Source organism: Bacillus sp. FSL W8-0183 (assembly GCF_038006825.1).
GTDB classification, from domain to species: Bacteria; Bacillota; Bacilli; order Bacillales; family Bacillaceae; genus Bacillus; species Bacillus altitudinis.
This window is the reverse complement of sequence record NZ_JBBOVY010000001.1, coordinates 3609414-3631577: the sequence shown is the minus strand read 5'-3', so window position 1 is coordinate 3631577 and position 22164 is coordinate 3609414. Positions and strand designations below refer to the sequence as shown.

Here is a 22164-nt window from a genome sequence, read left to right as displayed (position 1 = left end):
TGTGAAGGGAGTTATTTTAGCAGGAGGAAAAGGATCACGGCTGGCACCATTAACGAAGATTTTCAACAAACACTTGCTGCCGGTTGGTCCATACCCGATGATTTATTGGTCATTATTCAAACTGAAAGAAGCAGGAATTGTAGATGTGATGCTGATTTCACAGGAAGAACAAATTCCGTTGTTTCAAAAGTTACTGGAAGATGATCGTGAACTTGGGATGAACATTGTGTATCAAGTACAGCCAGAAGCGTCTGGTATTTCCGATGGTTTATCCTATGCAAAGCCCTTTGTTAAAGGGGAAAAATTTGTGCTGATGCTTGGTGATAATGTATTTGAAGATTCATTACGCCCTTTTGTCGACGCCTTTAGGCAACAAGAAAGCGGAGCCAAGGTTTTATTGAAAGAGGTGGCAGATCCAAAACGGTTTGGCATTGCAGAAATTGATCCTGCTCATCACCGAATTTTATCAATAGAAGAAAAGCCAGAGCACCCGAGGTCATCTTACTGCGTCACGGGCATCTATTTTTATGATCAAGACGTCTTTCAATATATCGAGGAAATCTCGCCGTCAGATCGAGGTGAACTAGAGATTACTGATGTGAACAATCTCTACATCTCAAATAGCCAGCTGACCTATGATATGTTAAAAGGGTGGTGGATTGATGCAGGAACACATGAATCTCTCCACGAAGCATCTATAAAAATGTTTGAAACGATGAAGGAAAAAGAGGGATACGAATGACGAAGTCTTATTTAATTACAGGTGGAGCAGGGTTTATTGGACTGAATTTTGTGAAGCTGCTGCTTCAAGAATCCGATGTCCGGCTTACCGTATTTGATAAATTAACATATGCCAGTCATCCAGAGGAGATGGAATATTTATCAAAGCTACCTCATTTCCGTTTTGTTCAGGGAGATATTACGCTGCAAGACGAACTAGATCAAGTATTTGATGAAGCCTATGATGCCAGCATTCATTTCGCAGCAGAATCACATGTCGATCGCAGTATTCAGTCAGCAGAACCCTTTATCCAAACAAATGTCCTTGGTACCTATCGTATGCTTGAAGCTGTTTTAAAGGGAAAGGCGAAAAAACTTATTCATATTTCGACAGATGAAGTATATGGAGATTTAGAGCCGGATGATCCTGCTTTCACAGAACAAACACCACTTTCACCGAATAATCCTTATTCAGCAAGCAAGGCAAGTTCAGACTTGCTTGTGAAATCTTATATCCACACCCACCAATTACCCGCAATGATCACAAGATGCAGCAACAACTACGGACCTTATCAGCATGAAGAAAAATTAATCCCAACCATTATTAGAAAAGCGGTCAATGGTGAAAAGATTCCGATATACGGAGACGGCCAGCAGATCCGCGATTGGCTGTATGTAGAGGATCATGCGAGAGCCGTAAAACAAGTAGTAGAAAACGGAACAGCCGGTCAGGTGTACAATATTGGCGGTGGCAACGAGAAAACAAATCTTGATTTAACCAAAACCATTCTCACACATCTAGGCATCTCTCATGACCAAATCGCGTTTATTCAAGACCGGAAAGGGCATGACAGGCGGTATGCCATTGATGCCAGTAAGCTAAAAGAAGAGCTTGGCTGGGTGCAGGCAACTTCATTCGAAAAAGGTATCGAAAAAACGATCGATTGGTATCGTGCCAAATATGATCAAAGTGAAGAAGGGTGACCGATGAAAGTTTTAATCACCGGTGCAGGCGGCCAATTAGGGAAAGAATTGACGAAACAGCTGAAAGAAAAAGACATCACAGTCATTGCTTTAACAAGGAGTATGCTGAATATCACAGATCAACAGGCAGTCAGACATGCAATGAGACATTTCCGTCCGAATATTGTTGTCAGTGCGGCTGCTTATACGTCTGTGGATCAATGCGAAACAGAAACGGAAAAAGCCTATCTTGTGAATGGGATTGGCGCCTACTATACAGCGCTTGAGGCTAAGAACGTAGGGGCTGATGTATTACATGTCAGCACAGATTATGTGTTTGATGGGCAAGCGGATACCCCTTACCAAGTTGATGCACAAGCAGATCCGCAAACCATTTATGGAAAGAGTAAAAAACTTGGAGAAGAATTGATTCATCTTGTGTCAGATGAAGTGAAGATCATTCGGACATCGTGGCTTTATGGACATGAGGGACATAACTTTGTGAATACCATTCTTCGGCTGGCTGAAACGAAGGATCATTTGCGCATCGTCAATGATCAGTTAGGGTCTCCTACTTATACAAAGGATGCCGCAGAAGCTTTGATTCACTTGTTTGACCAGAAAGCAGGTATTTATCATGTCAGTAACCGAGCAAGCTGTTCATGGTTTGACTTTGCGGCAGAAATTGTGGCAGCAAGCGGTCTGTCTACGACAATTGAGCCCATTTCCACTGAAGAGTATGGCTTCCAAACACCTCGGCCCGCCTACTCTGTTTTAGACCTGCAAGCGATTGAAGCGACAGGCTGGAAGCCAAGACATTGGAAGGATGCACTTCACGAATACTTGCAGAAAGAAGGGAGATTCGAGCAGCATGATTGATGGTGTACAAACGAAAAAACTCATGAAACATTGTGATGATCGCGGCTTTTTCGCAGAGCTTATTCGAGATGACGAACCGATGCTAAAGCGATTTGGGCAGGCGTCGTGGTCGAAAAGTTTCCCAGGAGTGATCAAAGCCTTTCATTATCATGAAAAACAAGACGATGTTTGGTTTTTCCCAGCAGGTCATGCACAGGTCGTTTTATACGATTTGAGAGAAGATTCCCCGACAAAGGGTCAAACCGATGTGTATTATATGGGAGAAGATAATCCGATGCTGCTCCTCATCCCAAAGGGAGTTGCCCATGGCTACCGCGTATTAGGGGAGACGCCGCTGCAGATTGTGTATTTTACAACAGAATCGTACGACCCAAAAAACCCAGATGAGAAGAGAATTGCGTGGAATGATGAGGCGATCGGATTTAATTGGGAAACGACATTTAAATAGAGAAGAGAGGCCTTTCGCAGGAGAAAGGTCTTTTTTATTTTCATCCAGGGGAAATGGAACTAGACAGCCTTACATTTCTGAATAGAACGTTCTCGTTTATAGCTGCCGAAGCTGATGATAAAACCAACAAGCGTAATGAGTGCACAGACAAGACCTACCGTATGATATCCGAAATGGACATAAACGGGTCCCATCAGTGCGGAACCGAGCATAACAGCAAGGTTGGAGGCCAGGCTGTAAAAAGCCATCACTTTCCCGCGATGGGTTTGAGAGCAGTCGCTTAGAACGGTGCTTAGAAGCGTGACAGATAAGCTTTGCATAGCACCCCAAATAAATAGAGCGAAAATCAGCAACATCCACGAGAATGGCGCATAAGGAAGCAAGGCTAGAACAAGCGCAATTCCACCCAGCACAAAGACAAGGGAACGGGTTTTACCGAACCAGTCTGCTAATTTTCCAGTAAACATACTCATAGAAAAGCCGACGCCATAAGCCATAATAAGAAGTCCAGCTGTTGATTGTCCGCCATCAAACAGACTTTGCAGATAAGCACCTAAAAACGAGTACATGCCGTAAAATCCAAGCATATTGCAAAACGTCACAGTCAAATAGGCAGGCACACGATCAATTTTCAAAGCCCCCCATAAAGAGCCTGTTTTCTCTCTAGCTTGAGGTGCCTTCGAATCAGCTGCTCTGACTTGTTTTCTTGATTCAAGGATGACGAGCAGCAGGACAACGAGACTCATCATAGCGAAGATCCAAAACGTCCAGCGCCAGTTTAAACTCTGGCCGATAAAGGCGCCAATGGGCACACCAAGGACAAGAGAAAGAGACCAGCTCGATACAATGAGTCCCATCACTTTGCCGCGATATTCGTATGGAACCCGGTCGCCCACAAGAGCATAGGCTGTTGGCACAAATACACCAGTTGCCAGCCCAGAAATAGCACGGCCTGCAAAAAACACGGCCAAATTTGGAGCAGCAGCACACATCACTGTTCCAATCAAAAAGAAAGACAGCCCAATCATCAAACACAGCTCTCTTGAATATCGATCCCCTAAAGGAACGAGCAGCGGAGCTCCAACCAGCACAGCTAACCCATAAATACTGATGGAAAGAGCGAGAACATCAAGAGAGTGCTGAAAGGAATTTGATAAATCAGGCAGCAGTGGTGAAATCACCAGTTCCTCCGATCCCGCCGCAAAAACGCCAAGTGTGAGTGCAATGGCAAGTGTGATGGGAAATGTTTTAGAAGCCTGGCTGTCTAAAGATTCTTTCATCAAGTGATCCCTCCATACTTGCTTTTTCATTCAATTCCGTTAAAATAAATTCTACCATTATTTAGTTTTATTTTACATTTCGTATCATAAGTATCATCATAAAATACTTTTCAAATGGAACGATTTTGGGATAGGAGCGTAACGAATGAAAATCACCGATGTGGATGTGCATATTTTAAACGAATTGAGAGAAGATGCCCGCTTATCAATGAGGGAATTGTCCAAACGAGTGAATTTATCAGCACCTGCGGTAGCAGAAAGAGTGCGAAAACTAGAGGATGCAGGGATTATCGAAGGGTATTCTGTTCAAGTCAATTATAAAAAGCTGGGTCTGATGATAGACTGTTTACTGGAAGTCACCGTATTAAATGGGGAGTATCAGCGTTTTGTGACATTTATGAACCAGCATCCACGTGCGTTCTTTGCTTATCGAGTGGCAGGACAGTCCTGTTTTTTCATTAAGCTGTCTGTTTCTTCTCTTGAAGAAATTGAAGCGTTTATTCAAGATGTGTCTGGCTTTACAAAAACGGTCTCCCATATTGTCTTGTCAGAGCATTCCTTTACCCATCCCATTCAGGAACGTGTGAAACAAATAGAAGAGCCAGAAATGACCGTGGTGAAATAGAAAAAGGACCTGCCCTCAGGTCCTTTTGATTCGTTTATCTGACTGATAGCTCATGATCGTAATGATCAATCCAATGAATGTTACACTTGCCGCAAAGAGCGGGACAAGCTGTAAATGTGTGATTTCGATAGCAAGACCGCCAAGCGCTGCACCGCCTGCATTTCCAATATTAAAGGCAGAATGACTGAGCGTTGATGCGAGTGTCGGGGCTTCATGTGCCATGTTCATCGTGCGGTATTGCAAGGTAGGAACGAGAATAAATGAAATAATTCCCCAAACAAAAATCGTCAGCACGGCAGGCACTTTAAAGACAGATGTATATGTGAATAACAACAGAACAGCCATCAGCAAGATCAATGTGACGATAATACTCGGCATCAGCTTCCAGTCTGCAAGTTTTCCACCGACTAAATTCCCAATGGTGACCCCAAGCCCAAAGAGGACAAGAATGAGGGTGACCCCGTTTTCCTGAAAGCCAGTCACTTGCAGCAGGATCGGGCTGATATACGTAAAGGCGGTAAACACACCCGCAAAACCGAATATCGTCATCGCAAAGGAGACGAGGACCTGCGGCTTTTTCAACACCGATATTTCATTTCGAATATCTAATACTTCTTCTTTCGATTGATTGGGTACTAAACTGATAATACCGATTAAGGAAATGAGACCAATGACAGCAATAACGAGAAATGACATGCGCCAGCCGAATTGATTTCCGATAAAGGTGCCAAATGGCACACCCAGTACATTGGCTACTGTCAGTCCTGTAAACATGAAGCTGATCGCACTTGCGCTTCGCTCCTTAGGAACAAGCCGTGCAGCCATAATGGCGCCGACACCAAAGAAGGTACCATGGGCAAATGACGTTAAAATACGTGCAGCCATCAAGAGACCATAAGAAGACGATACAGCTGCGACAGCATTTCCTGCTACGAAAAGAATCATTAATAGAATGAGGAGACGTTTTCTCGACATTTTTCCAGTTGATAACGTTAAAATAGGGCCGCCAACTGCGACACCGAGTGCATATCCGGTAATCAGCTGACCTGAAGCAGAAATAGATACATGAAGATCATTTGCGACATTTGGCAAAAGTCCCATGATCACAAATTCAGTCATGCCAATCGAAAACGCACCGAGCGTTAACGCAAAAATAGCGATGGGGAAGTTTTTCATGATGAGATCACCTTTCTAAACAAATACATAAAAAGGCTTCGGAGAGATCCGAAGCCTTAAGAGTTTATCATACATGGAAATAAGACGCTAGTTGCTCGTTTGCTAATCGGTTTCCAACAAAGAAGGAACCAAATTCGCCGTAACGTGCACTCACTTCATCAAATCGCATTTCGTAAACCAATTTTTTAAATTGAAGCACATCATCAGAGAAAAGAGTGACGCCCCACTCATAATCATCAAAGCCAACAGAACCTGTAATGATCTGTTTTACTTTCCCAGCATAGCTTCTGCCAATTAAACCATGGCTTCTCATAAGGGATTTACGTTCATCCATTGAAAGCATGTACCAGTTGTCATTGCCAGAACGTCTTTTATCCATTGGATAGAAACAGACATATTGAGAAGAAGGAAGCTCTGGATAGAGGCGCGCACGTACATGCGGGTTCTCGTAAGGGTCTCCGCCATCTCCGCCTCCTGCCAAGTAGTTGCTGAGTTCAACAACTGACACGTAAGAATAAGCTGGAATCGTAAACTCTGCTAGTCGTGTCTTGTTGAATTCAAGTTCAATTTCACCCAGTTCTTCCATGGTCGGACGTAAAATCATGAGCATAATATCTGCTTTTTGGCCGACAATACTATAGATTGTTTGGCTTCCAGCCTGATTGTGCTCAGCTGTTTTCCATTTTTCTAATAGACCTGTGAACTCATGAATGATAGCTTGACGCTCATCGCTTGTCAGCAGCTTCCAAGCTGTCCAGTCGATCGTTCTAAAATCATGCAGTGCATACCAGCCATCTAGTGTTTGAGCTGCTTCATTTGTTGTATGTTGTTCGCTCATTTCTTTCACTCCTATTTACAGTTTTCCATCTGTTCCAACTATAACATAGTTTGTCCAAATGAAGATGTGATCAAAACTTGAACGACGAAAACGCTTTTCTAGAAATTGATTTAATTAGTTTGAAAAATAAGAATTTAAATTGTAAGCGCTATAATGTAAGTTGGTAGTTTGAATTTATGTAGAAGAAGAGTATGCTTAAAAGAGAACGCTTTTTTTGTAAAATCAAGGAGGGTATTGAAGTGGCAGATATTTTTTCAACAGTTCAGGAAAAGGTTGCAGGTAAAGGAGTTAAGATCGTTTTTCCTGAGGGAATGGACGAACGCATTCTAACAGCCGTTCAAAAACTAGCAGATGGCAAAGTATTGCAGCCAATTGTTGTAGGTAAGAAGGAAGAAGTAGAAGCAAAAGCAAAAGCAAAAGAATTAGGTCTTACACTTGATGGTGTTGACGTGTATGATCCTCATACATATGAAGGTTTTGAAGATCTTGTACAAGCTTTCGTCGAAAGACGTAAAGGCAAAGCGACAGAAGAGCAAGCGAGAAAAGCATTACTGGATGAAAACTACTTCGGTACAATGCTTGTGTATAAAGGTCTTGCAGACGGCCTTGTAAGCGGAGCAGCACACTCAACTGCTGACACAGTGCGCCCAGCACTTCAAATCATTAAAACAAAAGAAGGCGTAAAGAAAACTTCTGGCGTCTTCATTATGGCTCGCGGCGAAGAGCAATATGTGTTTGCTGATTGTGCGATCAACATCGCACCAGACAGCCAAGATCTTGCTGAAATTGCGATCGAAAGTGCAAACACAGCAAAAATGTTTGACATCGAACCACGTGTAGCAATGCTTAGCTTCTCTACAAAAGGTTCAGCAAAATCAGACGAAACAGATAAAGTATCTGAAGCGGTTCGCATTGCAAAAGAAAAAGCACCTGAGCTTGTTCTTGATGGAGAGTTCCAATTCGATGCAGCTTTCGTTCCTTCAGTGGCAGCGAAAAAAGCACCAGATTCCGTCATCAAAGGCGATGCTAGTGTATTTGTTTTCCCTAGCCTTGAAGCTGGAAACATTGGCTACAAAATTGCCCAGCGCTTAGGTAACTTTGAAGCTGTAGGTCCAATCCTACAAGGTCTAAATCAGCCAGTAAACGATCTTTCAAGAGGCTGTAATGCCGAAGACGTTTACAATCTTGCGCTTATCACAGCAGCTCAAGCACTATAATATAATCATCCAAGAAGCTAGCTTCGTGTCAAAACGAAGCTAGCTTTTTTTATGTGAATTAGGTATAAAAACCCAATACATACGATTCATTTTTAAGCGAATCCGTTTTCAATCATATGCCTCTTGTGCTAGTAAATGGTAACATAACGGAGGACTATTTGAGGAATAGAGGTGTTTGACGATGTCTGGAGCTATCATCGGTTATACAACAGCCTTGTATTCGTTAAAGGCAGACATATCCATAAAAAAAGAACAAATCATAGAACTGAACATGTGTCGAAAAGAAATCAAAGAAGCAAAGTCTGCTCTGGCAGATGCTAACAAGAAAATGACTCATCCAGATCTGACATCACATACATGGTTTGGCCATCTCGCAGATACATTTGATGACATTCGAGACGAGATGGCATCCGCCAGTCAAGAGATAAAAAGTGTACAGCTGACCAATCTAGTGAATCGAATTGATGAGAAAATCAGCGACTTAAAATCAGAGATCCATTCATTAGAACATGAAATTCATTCGGTTGAAAGAAAAATAGAGAAAGAAAAGCAGAAACAACTGGAAGAAAAAAGAGGGTAGTCACATGAGCAGAGAAATTAAAATAGATGCCAGTCAGGTCAAACGAGTATTACAGCATGCAAAACAATCAGGCGCTCAAATGAATGCAACACTTCCAACAACCATCAAAGGAAGAAATCAGCTCCTGACGGCAGACACATTAGAAAAAATCAATCAGCAGCTGAACGAATTAAGTACATCCTATATAGACATTCTTCAGAAACAACTTGTACAAACAGAACAAGCGGTGAACACCATGATCGAAACGGACAAGGCGCTTGCTTCCAGCAGTAAAAGAAAATAAAGGAGAAACGATCCATACCTGCGACTTTATCATCTGTTATTGGATCTCTTCCTGTAATAACCCGACCCAATGCACAACCATATACAGGTACGCTTAAGTCGAGTGCTGGGTATGGTAAAGTTGTTGGTAGGCAGTCTGCTGACGGAAAAGTAAGATGGAGATTAGATTATGATCCTAATAAGGGACCACATATAAATATTGAAGATTTTCGTAATGGTAAAGGAGCTAATGCAAAGAAAATCGCTATACCGTTTGAAGGTAACGAAGGTACTTTTAAATCTTTATTAAAACATCTGAATAGATAAGGAGATTTTATATGAGTTTATTTGAAGAATGTAGTGAGGCACTTGGTGAGAATGTACACGTTTTATATGATAATAGTAGGGATAAAATATTAAGCCATTTTGAAAGTTCATTTCCATTTTCTGATTGGGGGCAAATTGAATGGAAGAATTTATCTTCTTATGCTGAAGTGAATACGTTTGATGAGATACAATCCTTTTTAAATCAAAAAATGGATGAGTATAATGATGTTGTTTATGTAATTTGGGATGAAGGGACGTTACCAATTATTCAATCTACTTTAGATAAAGTTTTTGAAGCTATAGATGATGTTACTGCAGTCAGTTTTGATACATGGATTTTTTCACCATCTTCTGGTTATGTTATTGAAATATTTCATGATGGTGAAGTGAAAGTAGGATCAAAGTAGGGATGTAATAGAATGATGAATAATGATTGGATATCTGTTCTGGAAATTGAAGATGATACTCAAATTTGGAGCGGAACCGTAGTTAGAGTTTTTACGGAGGAATTAAATAAGGATAACCTAGAAGGTAATATTATCCCTGGTGAACTAAAAAAAGTTCGTACCCCAAAGACAGTTTATGATCCAAGGTTGATTTCAGATAAGAAAATGTTACAGTGGGGCGAAGAAGCGATGAAGAATGGAAAGATTGAAGGTAGGAAAATTACTGGAACTTCTAAGAACGGACTGAAGTTTGAAGGTTATATTGATGAAGCTACAGGAGAAATTACAAACTTCTTCCCAACATTGAGCTAATGGAGAGTGAAAACATTGAAAAATAAAAATAAAGAGCTTGTAAAATACTTCTTTCAAGTAATGGGGGACGAAAGGTTCCTAACAATTATGGATAAATTTTCAAAAAAAGAGGGGTATGGTATCGAACATGTATGGTGTGTTTTTGCAGACGATTATGAAGAATGGGAAGAAGATTATTTCGGTGAAGAAGGAATAGCTTTTTATTTCGATTATCCTGCCGTACAAGAAGACGAGGAAGTAATATTAGATTATGAAACTTTATATGAATATCTAGATGAAATTGTAGAATTCTATTTAGTTAGACATCCAGAAAATAAGTTAGAAATAGATAACTATATGAAGAAAATTAAACTGAAATATAATATAAAACAATCAAGAAAATGAATTGAATTCCCTAAAAAGCAAAAGAGCTACTCTATATAATCTTTGTTCATGAGAAATTAAAAGTAACATATTTTATTTTGAGGTACTTTGATGCTATTGAGTATCAAAGTACCTTTTATTATGTATTACGATTGAACAAAATAAAATGAGTTTATGTGCAGGTATTTGGAAGCGTGAAAACGTCAAACCCATAATTACACTGCGAAGTTGTCTCAACCGCCGAAAACATCATCCTAGAATACAGCGGAATCTACGACGGCTACCGAGCAGTTACTGGTAAAGACCCAGAAACCAGCAAAAATATTAGCAGCACCGACCAAGCCCTATCCGCAGCCTCTATTATCCCATTTATGAAAATCATTAAAGGCGGGAAATATGCCATTAAGATTGATCAAGGGAAGAATGTGGTGAAGAGAGTTGAGAAGACGGGTAAAGGTGCGGGTGAACTTAATATAGATTTAGCAAAAGCTTATCTTAGGGATATAGAGGCTAAAACTGGACGAAAGGTTAATAAAGATCAAATTCATCTGATTAAAGAGGCCTTAAGAAACAAAAACTATGAAAAATTGACACCAAAAGAGATTGCTAAGCATAGAAGCAAATTTACATCAAACTTGAAATATAAATTAATTGCAGAGTGGGAAGAAAAAACCAAACAAAAGTGGCCATGATTTACAGAAGAAGTACTTGATAAGAATGGAGAGGTTGCTCGGAGGGTTAGTCAACCGTATGATGCTCATCATATCATAGAGAATAACTTTGGTGGCGCTCATGAGTGGTGGAATAATCATCCGGCTAAATATCCTAACGAACATCAATCAGGGATACATGGAAAGGGAGCTCCATCAGGTAAACTATTTCCAAGGAGGTAAAATAGAATATGGCTAATTTTAAATTTATTAATGAACTAGAAAATAAAACTTATAAGGTATCTGAAGATGATATTTTAAAAGCTGAACAAAGAATGGATATAAGTTTTCCAAATGATTTAAGACAGTTATATTTAGAAATTGGCTATGGTTTTATTAAAGGTCAAAGTGCTAACTCAATAAATAGAATTATGGGACCAGGGACAGTAGCAGATATTAGATTAAGAGAAGGTGTTTTTGAATTTGATCCAGATTTAGACGAACTTTTTGATGATGAAAATAAACTTATTTTTTTTGAAGTAAACGAAGGTGTGTATATTTCATTAGATTTAAAATTAGTTAATAACCCAGTATATTATTTTGATACTCAAATAGCTGAATCGGTAGAGGATTTTTTCAAAAAGTTTCTCAATAATAATGAATATTATCTTTAATTGAAGATTAGGCACAATTAGGCGGGAGAATAAAAAAACTTTTTTGACTATGCAATGCTTTTCAAGTTTTTAAATCAACTACTTAAGAGAGGGAAATAACGAATTTACAAAACGATTCAGAAGAGGGTGTAAAATATAGGGTATTAAAAGATTTTTTAACAAGTGAGGGTATGATTTCCTTCTCTGAATAATAATAGTAGCAACTGAAATGAACAGGAGATTTAATACATCATGTAGAGGAGTTTAAAATATTGAGATATGAACAAATTAAGAGCAACAAAGAAAATAGCTTTTTCCCAGTAATTGAAAAAGAAATAATGAATGTAGAGAAAGAACTTGATTTAAAGTTACCTAAGGAATTAATTCATTTTTATCTAGAAGTAGGTTATGGATTTATATATGGTTCGGAATATAATATTAATCGTATGATGGACCCGTATTCTGTAAGAGACTTTCGGTTAAGAGTTAATGATTTTGAATTCTATCCTGATATTGAAATCTTTGATAAATATGAAAATAATAAGTTAATATTTTTTGAAGCAAATGAAACAGCTTTAATGTCAATTGAATTGAATGAGATCGATAGAAGCGCAGTTTTCTATTATGATGTCAAAATTGCTGATTCTTTGGAAGAATTTTTAATTAAAATCCAAGAGAATGATAAATATTATCTGAATTTGCTGATAGATGAATAAAAAACGTTAAAATATGATACCCTCTAACAATCAAAAAGGATGTAAGTGAATGGGTTATGACTCTCTAATAGGTACATTAATAAAATGTGAAAAAGATAATATGGAAATGGACTAAAAAATATTGCTAAGTTAGACACAGTCTTTGAGACAGATAATGGTCTAGAAATTCATGATATCAACTTTATAGAATATGTTGCAGCTATAGTTAAAGTTCAACTTATTATTAATCTTCCTAGCAAAAATGAATACGACAGTTTATATTATTGTATAGTTGAAGAAAAAACATTGTTCGAATTATCACTCTATGAATATACAACAAGTAAAATCTCAGTAGATGGTAAAATCATATGGATATTTGGCAATGAGTAGTAAACAAAGTGATAGTTTGTTTAGGTTATAGCTTTCTCCATATCTGTAGAAATGTAAACGATCCTATTGGTAACCCACATGAAGTAATCTTTACTAAACAAGGCGCAATATTTTACATGATTGATTCAAATTAATAGGAGTTGTTACGATGTGGTACGAAAACTTAGAAGGAAACTTTTAAAAAAAATTCTATATAAAGAATTGTCGAAATTGGAGAATATACGTATAGAGGGTATTTTTATTAAAGAAGAAGGTAGAAAGGCAACATTGAAATTTGATATGCCATTTTATGCGGATTCTCAACCTGTAAAATGGGCTGATTCAGGGTACAATTCAATTTCTCTTGAAATAGATATTTTTGATATCCATTATTTAGAAATAAAAACATAGTCAGATACATATAGAAGAAATATCGAAATAATAAAGATTAATCAAGAGTTAATTGAGATCGATATTATCGGAGAGATTACTGCAAAAATAAAAGCAGAAACTAGTCTCATTCAAACTATTAACGGTTATATGAATCGTTTATAAAAGATATGAAGAAAGAGTATGCGATTGGTTGAGTTAAAATAACGACAAGTTCACTTTTTACCTAATAAGGAAAAGGGGTATAGAATGAAAGTAAAAAGAGTCAATTGGATTTCACAAGAAGCTTTAGAAGCAGAAGTAGTTGTAACAGATGGAGAATTTGACATAAGTTGTTTTGCACAACCATTCAAGCAATTAGGAGAGGATGAGTTTATAGAAACAATATTTTGTTTAAATGTCCAAAATATTGTGAAAGTTGATCAACGAGATTATCATATTGAAAAGTCAGTTGGTCATTTTAGTTATCGTTTAGTTGGTGAATGTATTGATAAACACGACGGAAAAGTACAATTAGGTAACCTGTTATTTGAATTAGATAACAGGTTAATAGCTGGAGATATAATAGATGGTGATTTTATCAGTTTTTGTTGTGAAAGATTAGATATTTATTAGTATAGTGATTGTTAAGTATTTACTTTAGATCAAACCGGCGGGGAAAAGATAAAATGTATAAAACTGAAATGTTGAAAAGAAATCAGTTAGATTGTAACTGGAATACATTGTTAATAGGAAGACAATACAAATTAATTTCTCCCGAAGAAGTTACAAATTATGCCGTAGAATATTTGGAGTGTAATCCTCATCTAAACCATAAATTCATCCTTGATTTAGCATGGGATATAACAGAAGACGAAGTGGATGATTTACTTGAAAAAGTAGTGTCTGATCATTCTCCTGAAGCCTTAGCAAAAGAGTATCACAAGTGGTTATATAGTATTTTAAGAGAGGTCTATCATGGCACTCCTGATGAAAATGCCTTTCAAGAAATTGAAAATGTCTTTTTCATGTTTCATACACCTACCATCATGCAGGAAGTTTTTAGAAGGATATCAAATATATATTATTATCCCTCCCATTCAAAAAAAACGATAAAAGAACTTCTTAAAGAATTTTTAGAGGATGAGAAAAAACGGATTAATGGTGAGGGGGAAGTATAATGATGATCAAGTATGACGAATTTGACCTTTTAGAACTCTTTCAAAGTGAACCGGAGAGTATAACTGGTAATATCGATGATGGAGAGTTAATTTATATATATAAAGACAACACAAATTTTCAAGTGGTTTTCTGTTTGGATGTATATCAACAAACGATCACTCTAAGTCTAACCTGGAATGATTCAGTCGTGTTTACAGGTGATTTTTATCATGTAACAAATTTAAAAAAAGAAGATAATAGTTTGATTATCTATGTAGAAGGAGTAAAGAGACTGAAAGTGAATTTTTATAAACAACTAGGGGTGGAAATCCTTGATTCGTACTTATAATTGAGGAAGCCTTCAAAGGTAATGAATTCGCCTCAAAACCTTTGCATGGCGTTTAGTGACATAATATCCTCTCGAAAAAATCTGTGGTGAGCTAATCAAGACTATCAAGCAAATATTTTTTGCTGAGACATTCTAGTGAATTCTACATTTGACGATAAAGTATCTTGAAGATCTGAAAGTGGGATAATCTAAACTAGGAATCCATTAGGTGGAAGTGAGGGTATATTGTGATATACGAATGTCTTATAAAAAACTCAATCCTCTGATTGAGGAAGAAGCAACTATTGAGATAAACGGTGTAGAATTAACAGGTTTTATTTCTATTTGTCCGTATGAAATTAAAGTGGGGAAAAGTTATCAAGTAGCCATCGGGTTTACTATATTAGATGAATTGATAATCCATGAAATTCTAAAAAGAAAGAAATAGAACGCATTGGTTCAGCGTATGATTATTATTTAAGCGGTCTGTTACACGCAGGTAAAATTGACGCAGGTTTAGTTTTCACTGACGATGATGAGTGTTTTGCCAATTTTTTTAAATTGAAAGATAAACCGGTTGAAATAAAAGTTGATAGAATTAGTCTGGAATTTATAAGCACAAAATAGACGATGTTGTGGTGATTAATGTAAATGATGAAAGGGATAAATAAGTGTATGATTATTTAATTTGGACATTAATAAAGTATGAAAAAAGGGATGAGATATTGGAATGGAAAAGTGGATTAAAGATTCTAGGGAGACTAGATACAGTATTTGAAACAAACAATATGTAAGATGAAGATGATATTCATTTTACAGAATATATTGCTGCCGCTTTCCAAGTATATGATATACTATCTCAGCCCGATGAAAACAGTGGAAGTGTATACGATTGGTTAATCCAGGGGAAAAGCTCTTTAGTTGAGATATCTCTTTATGATGATCCACCAAATAAAATGTTGGTGGATGGTCAAATCGTATGGGAATTGACCGATGAGTAACAATTGACGAATTATAAATCCAAGCCCTCGTGTAAGAGGGTCTTTTTATTGATGAGTTAGTGAAATGCTCAAAGTTGACCGTTGGTAAAATAATTTCTGAAGGTTCGTAACTGGGTCAGTTTAAGCTGAAATATGGTAACGTATATGTATCAAAACGCCCTATTCATATGAATCAAAGTAAAGTACCATTGATCGATCTGAAAAGCAGGGGATTTTATGAACAAAAAAGCAGAGCTAAAAAATCAAATCCAAACTGTAATAAACATTCTAGAAAAAGATTATTCGCAAGAGATCAATCAAGGTATTCTCCAATTAATATACAAAAGATATGAGGAGGCACAACGGATCATTCAAAACAATGAAGATATCCAAAAATCATAATCACTGGCGGGGTAAGAGCCTATTTGGATAGTTACAATGACTATTTAAATCCCTTTCTAGATGAACTACATAAAGCGGAGAGTTTACTAAAAGAAATGCTGTATTAGTTTGGACTGCTTGTCTATAGTTCAAGATAATCGAATGTATAAAAGAACTATGAGTATAGGAGGCTCTCAAACATGATCAATTTCCCTCAAAACCCAAACAATCACCTGAACAAACCAGCAAGTGATCTGTACATCAAAGAGGCAGAATCCCAATTAAATATGGTGCTGCCTCATGCCTATAAGACCTTACTCAAACAGACAAATGGGTGTTCTATTGGCGGTGGGGTGCTTCTATACGGCACTGAGGACCTTGCAGAGCGCAATGCAACGAGGGAAGTCTATCAGTATGCAAGCGGCTATGTGGCGATCGGTGACGACGGCGGCGGACAAATATTTCTCATGCGTCTGGCTGAAGAGGAAGAAAAGGTGTGGATTGTGGATGCTGGTGTGATGGACCCTAAGTATGCAGAGTTGGTGACCGACAATTTGCTGAAGTGGGTGCGTAGGGGATGTATCGATGAATGATCACGCTGTCTTGAATGCAAGAATCACTGAAAAGTAAAAACTAAACTTCCAGTTAAAACTCTCTGTGACACCAAATGTCATGGGGCTTTTTTGATGATCTCTCTCATGCTCCCTCCATGTTATAATAAACACAGTTTATGAACGAGAGGATATGCAGGACATGAAAAATGAACCTATTGAGTTATTGACACAGCCGACATGGCGAATCATAGATCAATCGAGCCTTGGTCTCTATGTGGACCCGAAGCAATCTTTTGCGATGGATGATACGCTTTGTGCGTCGGTCGGGAAAGGACTCTCACCAGCGACAGCGCGTTCTTGGGTGCACCACCATACGATCGTTCTTGGGATTCAGGATACAAGACTTCCATTTCTCCAAGATGGTGTAAAGCTTCTTGAGGAAGAGGGATATCGCGTCATTGTGCGCAATTCAGGCGGTCTTGCTGTTGTGCTGGATGAAGGCGTACTAAATGTGTCTTTAATCTTTGCGGAACAAAAGAAGGGCATTGATATTGACCGTGGATATGATGCGATGGTGGAATTGATCCGCCGGATGCTGTCGATGTATGAGGTGGACATTGAAGCCTATGAAATTGTCGGCTCTTACTGTCCAGGTAGCTACGATTTGAGCATCAATGGAAAGAAATTTGCCGGCATTTCTCAGCGTAGATTACGCGGAGGAGTCGCTGTGCAAATCTATTTGTGTGCAGATGGAAGCGGTCGAAAACGAGCTGATTTGATTCGCCGTTTTTATGAGGCGGCCTTAAAGGATAGAAGGCATGAGGTGAAAGCGGTATTCCCTGATATACAGCCTGATACGATGGCATCCCTATCAGAATTAACTGGAGAATCCATTGATTGTGCGCTTCTCATGCGTCTTTTACTAGAAGAACTTCAAAATCTGAGCGAGCAACTGACTGCTTCAGGGTTGACCACCGAGGAACAACTGGAGTTTGAGAAAAACATGACGCGGATGATTGAGCGGAATGAGAAAGTGTTCTCGTAAACATATCGTCCCATCTTAAAAATAGGGGTGATGTAATGGAAACGAAACTTCTGAAAGCTATTGAACTTCGAGAAAGTGGACATCTTCAAGAATCCAATGACATGCTCATCCGTCTTGTAGAAGAGTATCCAGATCATGCCTCCATTCACTATCAATGTGCATGGAGCTATGATGTGTTAGGGAAGGAAAAACAAGCTGTCTTTTTTTATGAGAGGGCCCTTGAACTAGGTTTGTCTTCAGAAGAAAGAGAAGATGCTTTCTTAGGATTAGGAAGTACATACAGAACCTTAGGGGAATATGAAAAGTCAAAACAGATATTCCTCCATGCGATGGAAGCTTATCCGCATAATAAAGCCATTCAAACGTTTTATGCCATGACTTTGTATAATTTAAATGCACATAGCAAAGCCATGGAAATATTACTGAACTGTTTAACTGAGACGACAAATGATCCTGCTATTTTGGGTTATCGAAGGGCCATTGATTTTTATTCAAATCAGTTAGATCGATTGTGGAAATGATTTATATAGAAATGGAGGGGCAATCTAATGGAAGAATCCCCTCCTTTGTTATGACATTTTATATGTGATAGTCCTTTATGACATAAGAAAGAAGGAAAATGTATTGTCATTCATCACCACGTATTACCCGCTGTTTATGCTTTGTATTTTGTCTCTGTTGTATATGATATATCGTATCCAGCCAATGGCCTCTACTGTGAAAAAAGTCATCATTGTGCTATGTGTGTTAACAAATGCTGCCTATATTTGCTGGCGTCTCTTCTTTACATTGCCGCATGAAGGTACTTTTAATATTGTCATGGGTATTTTGCTTGTTGTCTGTGAATGCATTGGGTTTATCCAGTTGCTTGTGTTTTATACACTTGTTTGGAAGCCTTCAAATCGGAAACAAGTCATGATCAGTGATCTTGAAAGGCTGCCAACAGTTGATATTTTCATAGCTACATATAATGAACCAATTGAGGTGCTGAAACGCACTGTTGCAGGTTGTTTGAATCTCTCTTATCCGAAGGAAAGCGTTCAAATTTATTTATGTGATGATGGCAATAGGGAAGCAGTAGAGCAGCTTGCTTCTGCGTTTGGTGTTCATTATCTGACAAGAACAGATAACAGATTTGCTAAGGCAGGTAATTTAAATCATGCGATGTCTCAAACGGATGGAGAGCTGATTCTGACACTTGATGCAGATATGGTCCCTCTTCCTTCCTTTTTAGAAAAAACAGTGCCCTATTTTCATGATGGAGCAACTGCGTTTGTTCAAGTTCCACAGGCGTTTTATAACGAAGATCCTTTCCAATATAATATGTTCTCGAAAGATCGAATTCCAAATGAGCAGGACTTTTTCATGCAAACTCTCCAAGCTGGTAAGGATCGGTTTAATGCCGTCATGTATGTTGGGAGTAATACGGTATTTAGAAGAACGGCATTAGATGAAATTGGCGGATTTGCTACTGGAGTGATTACAGAAGACATGGCAACAGGAATGCTTCTCCAAGGGAAATTCAAATCTGTGTCTGTCGGAGAAGTATTAGCCGTCGGTCTGGCACCTGAAAGCTGGCTTGATCTGTTAAAGCAAAGAGATCGCTGGTCGAGAGGGAACATTCAGTGTGCCCGTAAGTTTAATCCTTTGAAGATGCGCGGCTTAACGCTTATGCAGCGTGTTCTTTATTTAGATGGCATTGTGTATTGGTTTAACGGTTTGTTTAAAATGATTTATATTCTCACACCGATTTTGTTTTTATTGTTTGGTATTCAAAGTTTCTGGGCAGATTTCCAGTCCGTTTTCATGTTTTGGCTACCGGCATTCTTTAGTTCCTATTTAGCATTTAAACTTGTGTCGAATCAAAAGAGAAGCATGTTCTGGAGTCACATTTATGAAAGCTCTATGGCGTTCCACCTAGCTGGTGTTGCTTTAAGTGAGCTGTTTTTCAAAAAGAGAGTTGAATTTCTTGTCACACCGAAGGGAATTCAAACGGACAAAAGACATTTTCATTTGAAAACGATGATTCCCCATCTGATCTTCTTGCTGCTCTCATTGCTTGCCCTTGTGAAAATAGGTTACGATGTGAAGGTAAATGGGACGATGAACGCTGATCTCATGTTGATTAATATTTTTTGGGTGCTTTATAACGGTGCAGGCTTATTCATGGCACTGCTTGTGGCATTTGATCGACCGCGTTATCGGAAATCAGAGCGGTTTGTCATTGAAAAAGAGGGGCATCTTCGTTCTGATCATCAAGATCAGTCTATTGCTTGTTTTCTACTAGATATGAGTGATTCAGGTGCACGTCTATCCATTCCATTGGACCAAGCGTCTTCTCTTTATCAAGGACAAACGCAATTGTTTTTTTCAGAGAATGAAAGCGTGTCGTGTGACGTGGTTTGGAGCTATCCAGAGGGAGACAAGCTGATGGTTGGTGTTGCTTTTACTGACACAAAAAAATCAGAGTATTTATCACTGATCCGTTTCTTATTCACACGAGAGCATGTAGCAATGACGGATCGTGAGAAAAAATCGTATGCCGTTCGGACGTTTCTCCGCTTTTTAAGAGAAACGGAGAAGGTACCAAAGGCTCTACGGCGCAAATGGATGAGAAGGCCATTGCAAGGTGTGACAGGCACGATCGCCTATGAGGACCGACTAGAAGAGAAGGTGCCGGTGATCATACATGATATCAGTTTATCTGGGTGCAAAATTGAGTTTGAAGATTCAATTGAATTAAATGGGAAAGTGCTGATCACCATTGACACAGAGTCTTTAACGGATCAGCCGGCGATTGCGGTTTGGACATCACAAAAACGCAGACGTACAATGGCCGGACTCAAGTTTGTTCAGCCTGAAATCAAGCAGATAGAAGAAAGAGAGGGAGTGGTTTCTTGAAATCTAAAAATGGCGGTTACCTCTATTTACTATGGCTTCCTGTCATCATAGGAGCCGGCTACGGCATTTCGCTTTTCGTGCCGTTCCTTCAGCCTGTACTGACGCTTGGTATCGCAGGGCTTTATATTTTTATATTTGGTGATTTTCAGGTGAGGCAAGTCAGGTACATTTTTATGTTCGTCTTCTTGATCAATGTCCTTTTTAGCGTGATGCTATTTTTGGATATTTAAAAAAGTGCTTCCCGCAGGTGGGGAGCACTTTTTGGTTATTCAGCCATTTTTTCAAGGTTGCCGTTACGATCCATTTTAAAGGTTGGTGCGGCACTGTCGTCCTCTTCAAACAAAACTAGTTTTCTTGCACGGTTCATGATTTTGACGAGTGTTTCATAATCTTCTTGAATCGTGTGCTGATCCTTTTCAAGCTTTTTCACTTCAGCTTCTAGCTGCGACACTTTATGTGAAAGTTCATTGTTTTCTTGTTTTAATCGGCTGTTTTCCATCCGTAAGGCAGATGATTGCTGTCCATCGCCTTCATAGCGGCGTAAGAAATCAATGATATCTTCAATGGTTAGCTCTTGGCGCTGCCCAAATGGATTGGCTTCTGGCTTTTTCTCTGTCACTTGAGAAGCCTGTGACAATAAATGTGATAAACTAGCTAACTCTTCATTGTAGCTTTGATCCACAAACTGAAGCTGTTCGGCTGTTTCGGCTGCAGGTGCAAACGTTTCTTCTTGCGCAGGTTCCAGTTCTTGAGAGAACTCTTCCTGTGTGATCGTTTCTTCAACTTGCGGCTGATAGAGCAAACGTTTTTTCGCAGGCTGCCCATTGCCGAGTGCACGCATACGTTGTTTACGCTGTTTTTTGGCAAGTGCCAATGCTTTTTCATATTGATGCCTCACGACAGCATTCCATCTAAATCCGCATGCCGCTGAGGTACGGTTTAGCTTGTCTCCCACTTCTTCAAATGCGTTCAGCTGTGTACTGCCTTCTCTGACGTGACGTAAGACGGTTTCTGCCAGAAGGAGATCATTTTCCTCTGACCAAGCATCTTGTCTTTGTTTTGACATGTGTTTAAACCCCCATAAGATTTGATGGTATTAGATTAGCCAAGTTGAAGAAGGTTTATACAAGTTTGCTAAAAGGATAGTGGAAAATACTAGCTTTTATGTGAATACGTCTCTGTGCTGACAAAGCTTCTTGCAACTCCAGTCGCTTCGATGTACAATGTTGGGTGGTATATTATTCACTCTTAGTTGTCCAACTGTTTCATATAGAATGAAGTTTCATCATTGAAAGGAAGCGTAAGAACATGGCTAATGAGTTTCGCGTATGTGACGATTGTGATGCGACGAACCTAAAAACGTTATTGCCTCGACTTAAATCGGTTGACCCTGATGCAAAAATTGAGATTGGCTGTCAATCGTATTGCGGTCCAGGACGAAAAAAGGCTTTTGCGTTTGTGAACAATCGCCCATTATCCGCACCAACAGAAGATGAGTTACTCGAAAAGGTTCAAAAAAAAGTCAAATAAATGTCACTGAATGTGTTCAGTCGACCTAAAAAGAGGTCCGTCCCTGTCAGGTCGGGCTTTTTACGTCCGTTCAATCTATGAGAACACATTCGCCAGCAAATTCAAGGATGTTT

General features: G+C 38.9%; 28 protein-coding genes and 4 pseudogenes. 28 read left to right on the top strand and 4 right to left on the bottom strand.

Annotated features, from left to right (window positions below):
• The first annotated feature begins 1 nt into the window (after position 1).
• Genes NSQ64_RS19180 through NSQ64_RS19165 form a run of 4 tightly spaced genes read left to right on the top strand, consistent with a single transcriptional unit; the run spans position 2 to position 3010 of the window.
• Positions 2-742, top strand: a complete 741-nt coding sequence (locus NSQ64_RS19180) for a sugar phosphate nucleotidyltransferase (protein ID WP_039165193.1) — start codon at positions 2-4, stop codon at positions 740-742.
• Positions 739-1704 (top strand): dTDP-glucose 4,6-dehydratase, encoded by a 966-nt coding sequence (rfbB, locus tag NSQ64_RS19175; RefSeq protein WP_341017850.1) that lies wholly within the window; start codon positions 739-741, stop codon positions 1702-1704. The genes NSQ64_RS19180 and rfbB overlap by 4 nt, the downstream gene beginning before the upstream one ends.
• Positions 1705-1707: 3 nt before the next feature.
• Positions 1708-2562, top strand: coding sequence for a dTDP-4-dehydrorhamnose reductase (gene rfbD / locus NSQ64_RS19170; protein WP_341017846.1), 855 nt, complete (start codon positions 1708-1710; stop codon positions 2560-2562).
• Positions 2555-3010 (top strand): dTDP-4-dehydrorhamnose 3,5-epimerase family protein, encoded by a 456-nt coding sequence (locus NSQ64_RS19165; RefSeq protein ID WP_008343612.1) that lies wholly within the window; start codon positions 2555-2557, stop codon positions 3008-3010. The genes rfbD and NSQ64_RS19165 overlap by 8 nt, the downstream gene beginning before the upstream one ends.
• A gap of 59 nt (positions 3011-3069) precedes the next feature.
• Here the strand turns inward: NSQ64_RS19165 and NSQ64_RS19160 are convergent, their stop codons facing one another.
• Positions 3070-4290, bottom strand: a complete 1221-nt coding sequence (locus tag NSQ64_RS19160; RefSeq protein ID WP_341017843.1) for an MFS transporter — start codon at positions 4288-4290, stop codon at positions 3070-3072.
• Positions 4291-4435: 145 nt separating this feature from the next.
• On the opposite strand from NSQ64_RS19160, the gene NSQ64_RS19155 reads away from it, so the two are divergent.
• Positions 4436-4915, top strand: coding sequence for an Lrp/AsnC family transcriptional regulator (locus NSQ64_RS19155; protein WP_008343601.1), 480 nt, complete (start codon positions 4436-4438; stop codon positions 4913-4915).
• 15 nt (positions 4916-4930) lie between these two features.
• On the opposite strand, the gene NSQ64_RS19150 is transcribed toward NSQ64_RS19155, so the two are convergent.
• A complete protein-coding gene (locus NSQ64_RS19150; protein ID WP_138279124.1) occupies positions 4931-6091 on the bottom strand; it encodes an MFS transporter in 1161 nt (386 codons plus the stop codon).
• 67 nt (positions 6092-6158) lie between these two features.
• Positions 6159-6929 carry a hydrogen peroxide-dependent heme synthase gene (gene hemQ / locus NSQ64_RS19145; protein ID WP_024719459.1) on the bottom strand — a complete coding sequence of 257 codons (771 nt, stop codon included), beginning with the start codon at positions 6927-6929 and terminating at the stop codon, positions 6159-6161.
• A gap of 239 nt (positions 6930-7168) precedes the next feature.
• Here hemQ and pta point away from each other — a divergent pair, with 239 nt between their 5' ends.
• The 22 genes and pseudogenes from pta (at position 7169) to NSQ64_RS19035 (ending at position 20751) form a co-directional block, all read left to right on the top strand.
• A complete protein-coding gene (pta, locus tag NSQ64_RS19140; RefSeq protein ID WP_341017840.1) occupies positions 7169-8146 on the top strand; it encodes a phosphate acetyltransferase in 978 nt (325 codons plus the stop codon).
• A gap of 181 nt (positions 8147-8327) precedes the next feature.
• Positions 8328-8726 carry a YwqH-like family protein gene (locus NSQ64_RS19135; protein ID WP_008343584.1) on the top strand — a complete coding sequence of 133 codons (399 nt, stop codon included), beginning with the start codon at positions 8328-8330 and terminating at the stop codon, positions 8724-8726.
• 4 nt (positions 8727-8730) lie between these two features.
• The gene (locus NSQ64_RS19130) at positions 8731-9009 is read left to right on the top strand and encodes a YwqI/YxiC family protein (RefSeq protein ID WP_008343583.1); all 279 of its coding nucleotides are present in this window, start codon (positions 8731-8733) and stop codon (positions 9007-9009) included.
• A 68-nt stretch (positions 9010-9077) separates the two neighbouring features.
• Positions 9078-9314 (top strand): annotated as a pseudogene (locus NSQ64_RS19125) (T7SS effector LXG polymorphic toxin); the annotation flags it as partial.
• 11 nt (positions 9315-9325) lie between these two features.
• The gene (locus NSQ64_RS19120) at positions 9326-9721 is read left to right on the top strand and encodes a CDI toxin immunity protein (protein WP_268381938.1); all 396 of its coding nucleotides are present in this window, start codon (positions 9326-9328) and stop codon (positions 9719-9721) included.
• 12 nt (positions 9722-9733) lie between these two features.
• The gene (locus NSQ64_RS19115; RefSeq protein ID WP_268381937.1) at positions 9734-10072 is read left to right on the top strand and encodes a CdiA family toxin C-terminal domain-containing protein; all 339 of its coding nucleotides are present in this window, start codon (positions 9734-9736) and stop codon (positions 10070-10072) included.
• A 15-nt stretch (positions 10073-10087) separates the two neighbouring features.
• Positions 10088-10456, top strand: coding sequence for a ribonuclease toxin immunity protein CdiI (cdiI, locus tag NSQ64_RS19110; protein WP_008362291.1), 369 nt, complete (start codon positions 10088-10090; stop codon positions 10454-10456).
• 203 nt (positions 10457-10659) lie between these two features.
• A pseudogene (locus tag NSQ64_RS19105) lies at positions 10660-11328 on the top strand (pre-toxin TG domain-containing protein); the annotation flags it as partial.
• Between the two features lie 8 nt (positions 11329-11336).
• A complete protein-coding gene (locus NSQ64_RS19100; RefSeq protein ID WP_341017834.1) occupies positions 11337-11759 on the top strand; it encodes an SMI1/KNR4 family protein in 423 nt (140 codons plus the stop codon).
• A gap of 251 nt (positions 11760-12010) precedes the next feature.
• Positions 12011-12454, top strand: coding sequence for an SMI1/KNR4 family protein (locus NSQ64_RS19095; protein WP_341017832.1), 444 nt, complete (start codon positions 12011-12013; stop codon positions 12452-12454).
• Between the two features lie 519 nt (positions 12455-12973).
• Entirely contained in the window at positions 12974-13213 is a 240-nt protein-coding gene (locus NSQ64_RS19090) for an Imm50 family immunity protein (RefSeq protein ID WP_319078295.1), read from the top strand.
• A 228-nt stretch (positions 13214-13441) separates the two neighbouring features.
• On the top strand, positions 13442-13807 hold the full coding sequence (locus NSQ64_RS19085) for a hypothetical protein (protein ID WP_341017828.1): 366 nt from the start codon (positions 13442-13444) through the stop codon (positions 13805-13807).
• A 53-nt stretch (positions 13808-13860) separates the two neighbouring features.
• Positions 13861-14352 carry a DUF2247 family protein gene (locus NSQ64_RS19080; protein ID WP_268358348.1) on the top strand — a complete coding sequence of 164 codons (492 nt, stop codon included), beginning with the start codon at positions 13861-13863 and terminating at the stop codon, positions 14350-14352.
• Positions 14352-14681 (top strand): hypothetical protein, encoded by a 330-nt coding sequence (locus tag NSQ64_RS19075; RefSeq protein ID WP_171465878.1) that lies wholly within the window; start codon positions 14352-14354, stop codon positions 14679-14681. Before NSQ64_RS19080 ends, NSQ64_RS19075 begins: the two co-directional genes overlap by 1 nt.
• 208 nt (positions 14682-14889) lie before the next feature.
• The gene (locus NSQ64_RS19070; protein WP_341017824.1) at positions 14890-15108 is read left to right on the top strand and encodes a hypothetical protein; all 219 of its coding nucleotides are present in this window, start codon (positions 14890-14892) and stop codon (positions 15106-15108) included.
• A 223-nt stretch (positions 15109-15331) separates the two neighbouring features.
• A pseudogene (locus tag NSQ64_RS19065) lies at positions 15332-15661 on the top strand (hypothetical protein).
• Positions 15662-15877: 216 nt separating this feature from the next.
• Positions 15878-16149 (top strand): annotated as a pseudogene (locus NSQ64_RS19060) (hypothetical protein).
• A 72-nt stretch (positions 16150-16221) separates the two neighbouring features.
• Positions 16222-16614, top strand: a complete 393-nt coding sequence (locus tag NSQ64_RS19055; protein ID WP_341017823.1) for an SMI1/KNR4 family protein — start codon at positions 16222-16224, stop codon at positions 16612-16614.
• A 160-nt stretch (positions 16615-16774) separates the two neighbouring features.
• Positions 16775-17620: a lipoate--protein ligase family protein gene (locus NSQ64_RS19050; protein ID WP_341017821.1), complete on the top strand. Its 846-nt coding sequence runs from the start codon at positions 16775-16777 to the stop codon at positions 17618-17620.
• Between the two features lie 35 nt (positions 17621-17655).
• Entirely contained in the window at positions 17656-18141 is a 486-nt protein-coding gene (locus NSQ64_RS19045; RefSeq protein ID WP_268381926.1) for a tetratricopeptide repeat protein, read from the top strand.
• Positions 18142-18244: 103 nt separating this feature from the next.
• Positions 18245-20521, top strand: a complete 2277-nt coding sequence (locus tag NSQ64_RS19040) for a glycosyltransferase (protein WP_341017819.1) — start codon at positions 18245-18247, stop codon at positions 20519-20521.
• Complete coding sequence (locus NSQ64_RS19035) at positions 20518-20751, top strand: DUF5970 family protein (protein WP_008343557.1); 234 nt, start codon at positions 20518-20520, stop codon at positions 20749-20751. Before NSQ64_RS19040 ends, NSQ64_RS19035 begins: the two co-directional genes overlap by 4 nt.
• Before the next feature lie 35 nt (positions 20752-20786).
• Here NSQ64_RS19035 and NSQ64_RS19030 read toward each other — a convergent pair whose 3' ends face one another.
• Complete coding sequence (locus NSQ64_RS19030) at positions 20787-21587, bottom strand: RsfA family transcriptional regulator (protein ID WP_341017816.1); 801 nt, start codon at positions 21585-21587, stop codon at positions 20787-20789.
• Positions 21588-21829: 242 nt separating this feature from the next.
• On the opposite strand from NSQ64_RS19030, the gene NSQ64_RS19025 reads away from it, so the two are divergent.
• Complete coding sequence (locus tag NSQ64_RS19025) at positions 21830-22051, top strand: DUF1450 domain-containing protein (protein WP_003215259.1); 222 nt, start codon at positions 21830-21832, stop codon at positions 22049-22051.
• Positions 22052-22164 lie beyond the last annotated feature (113 nt).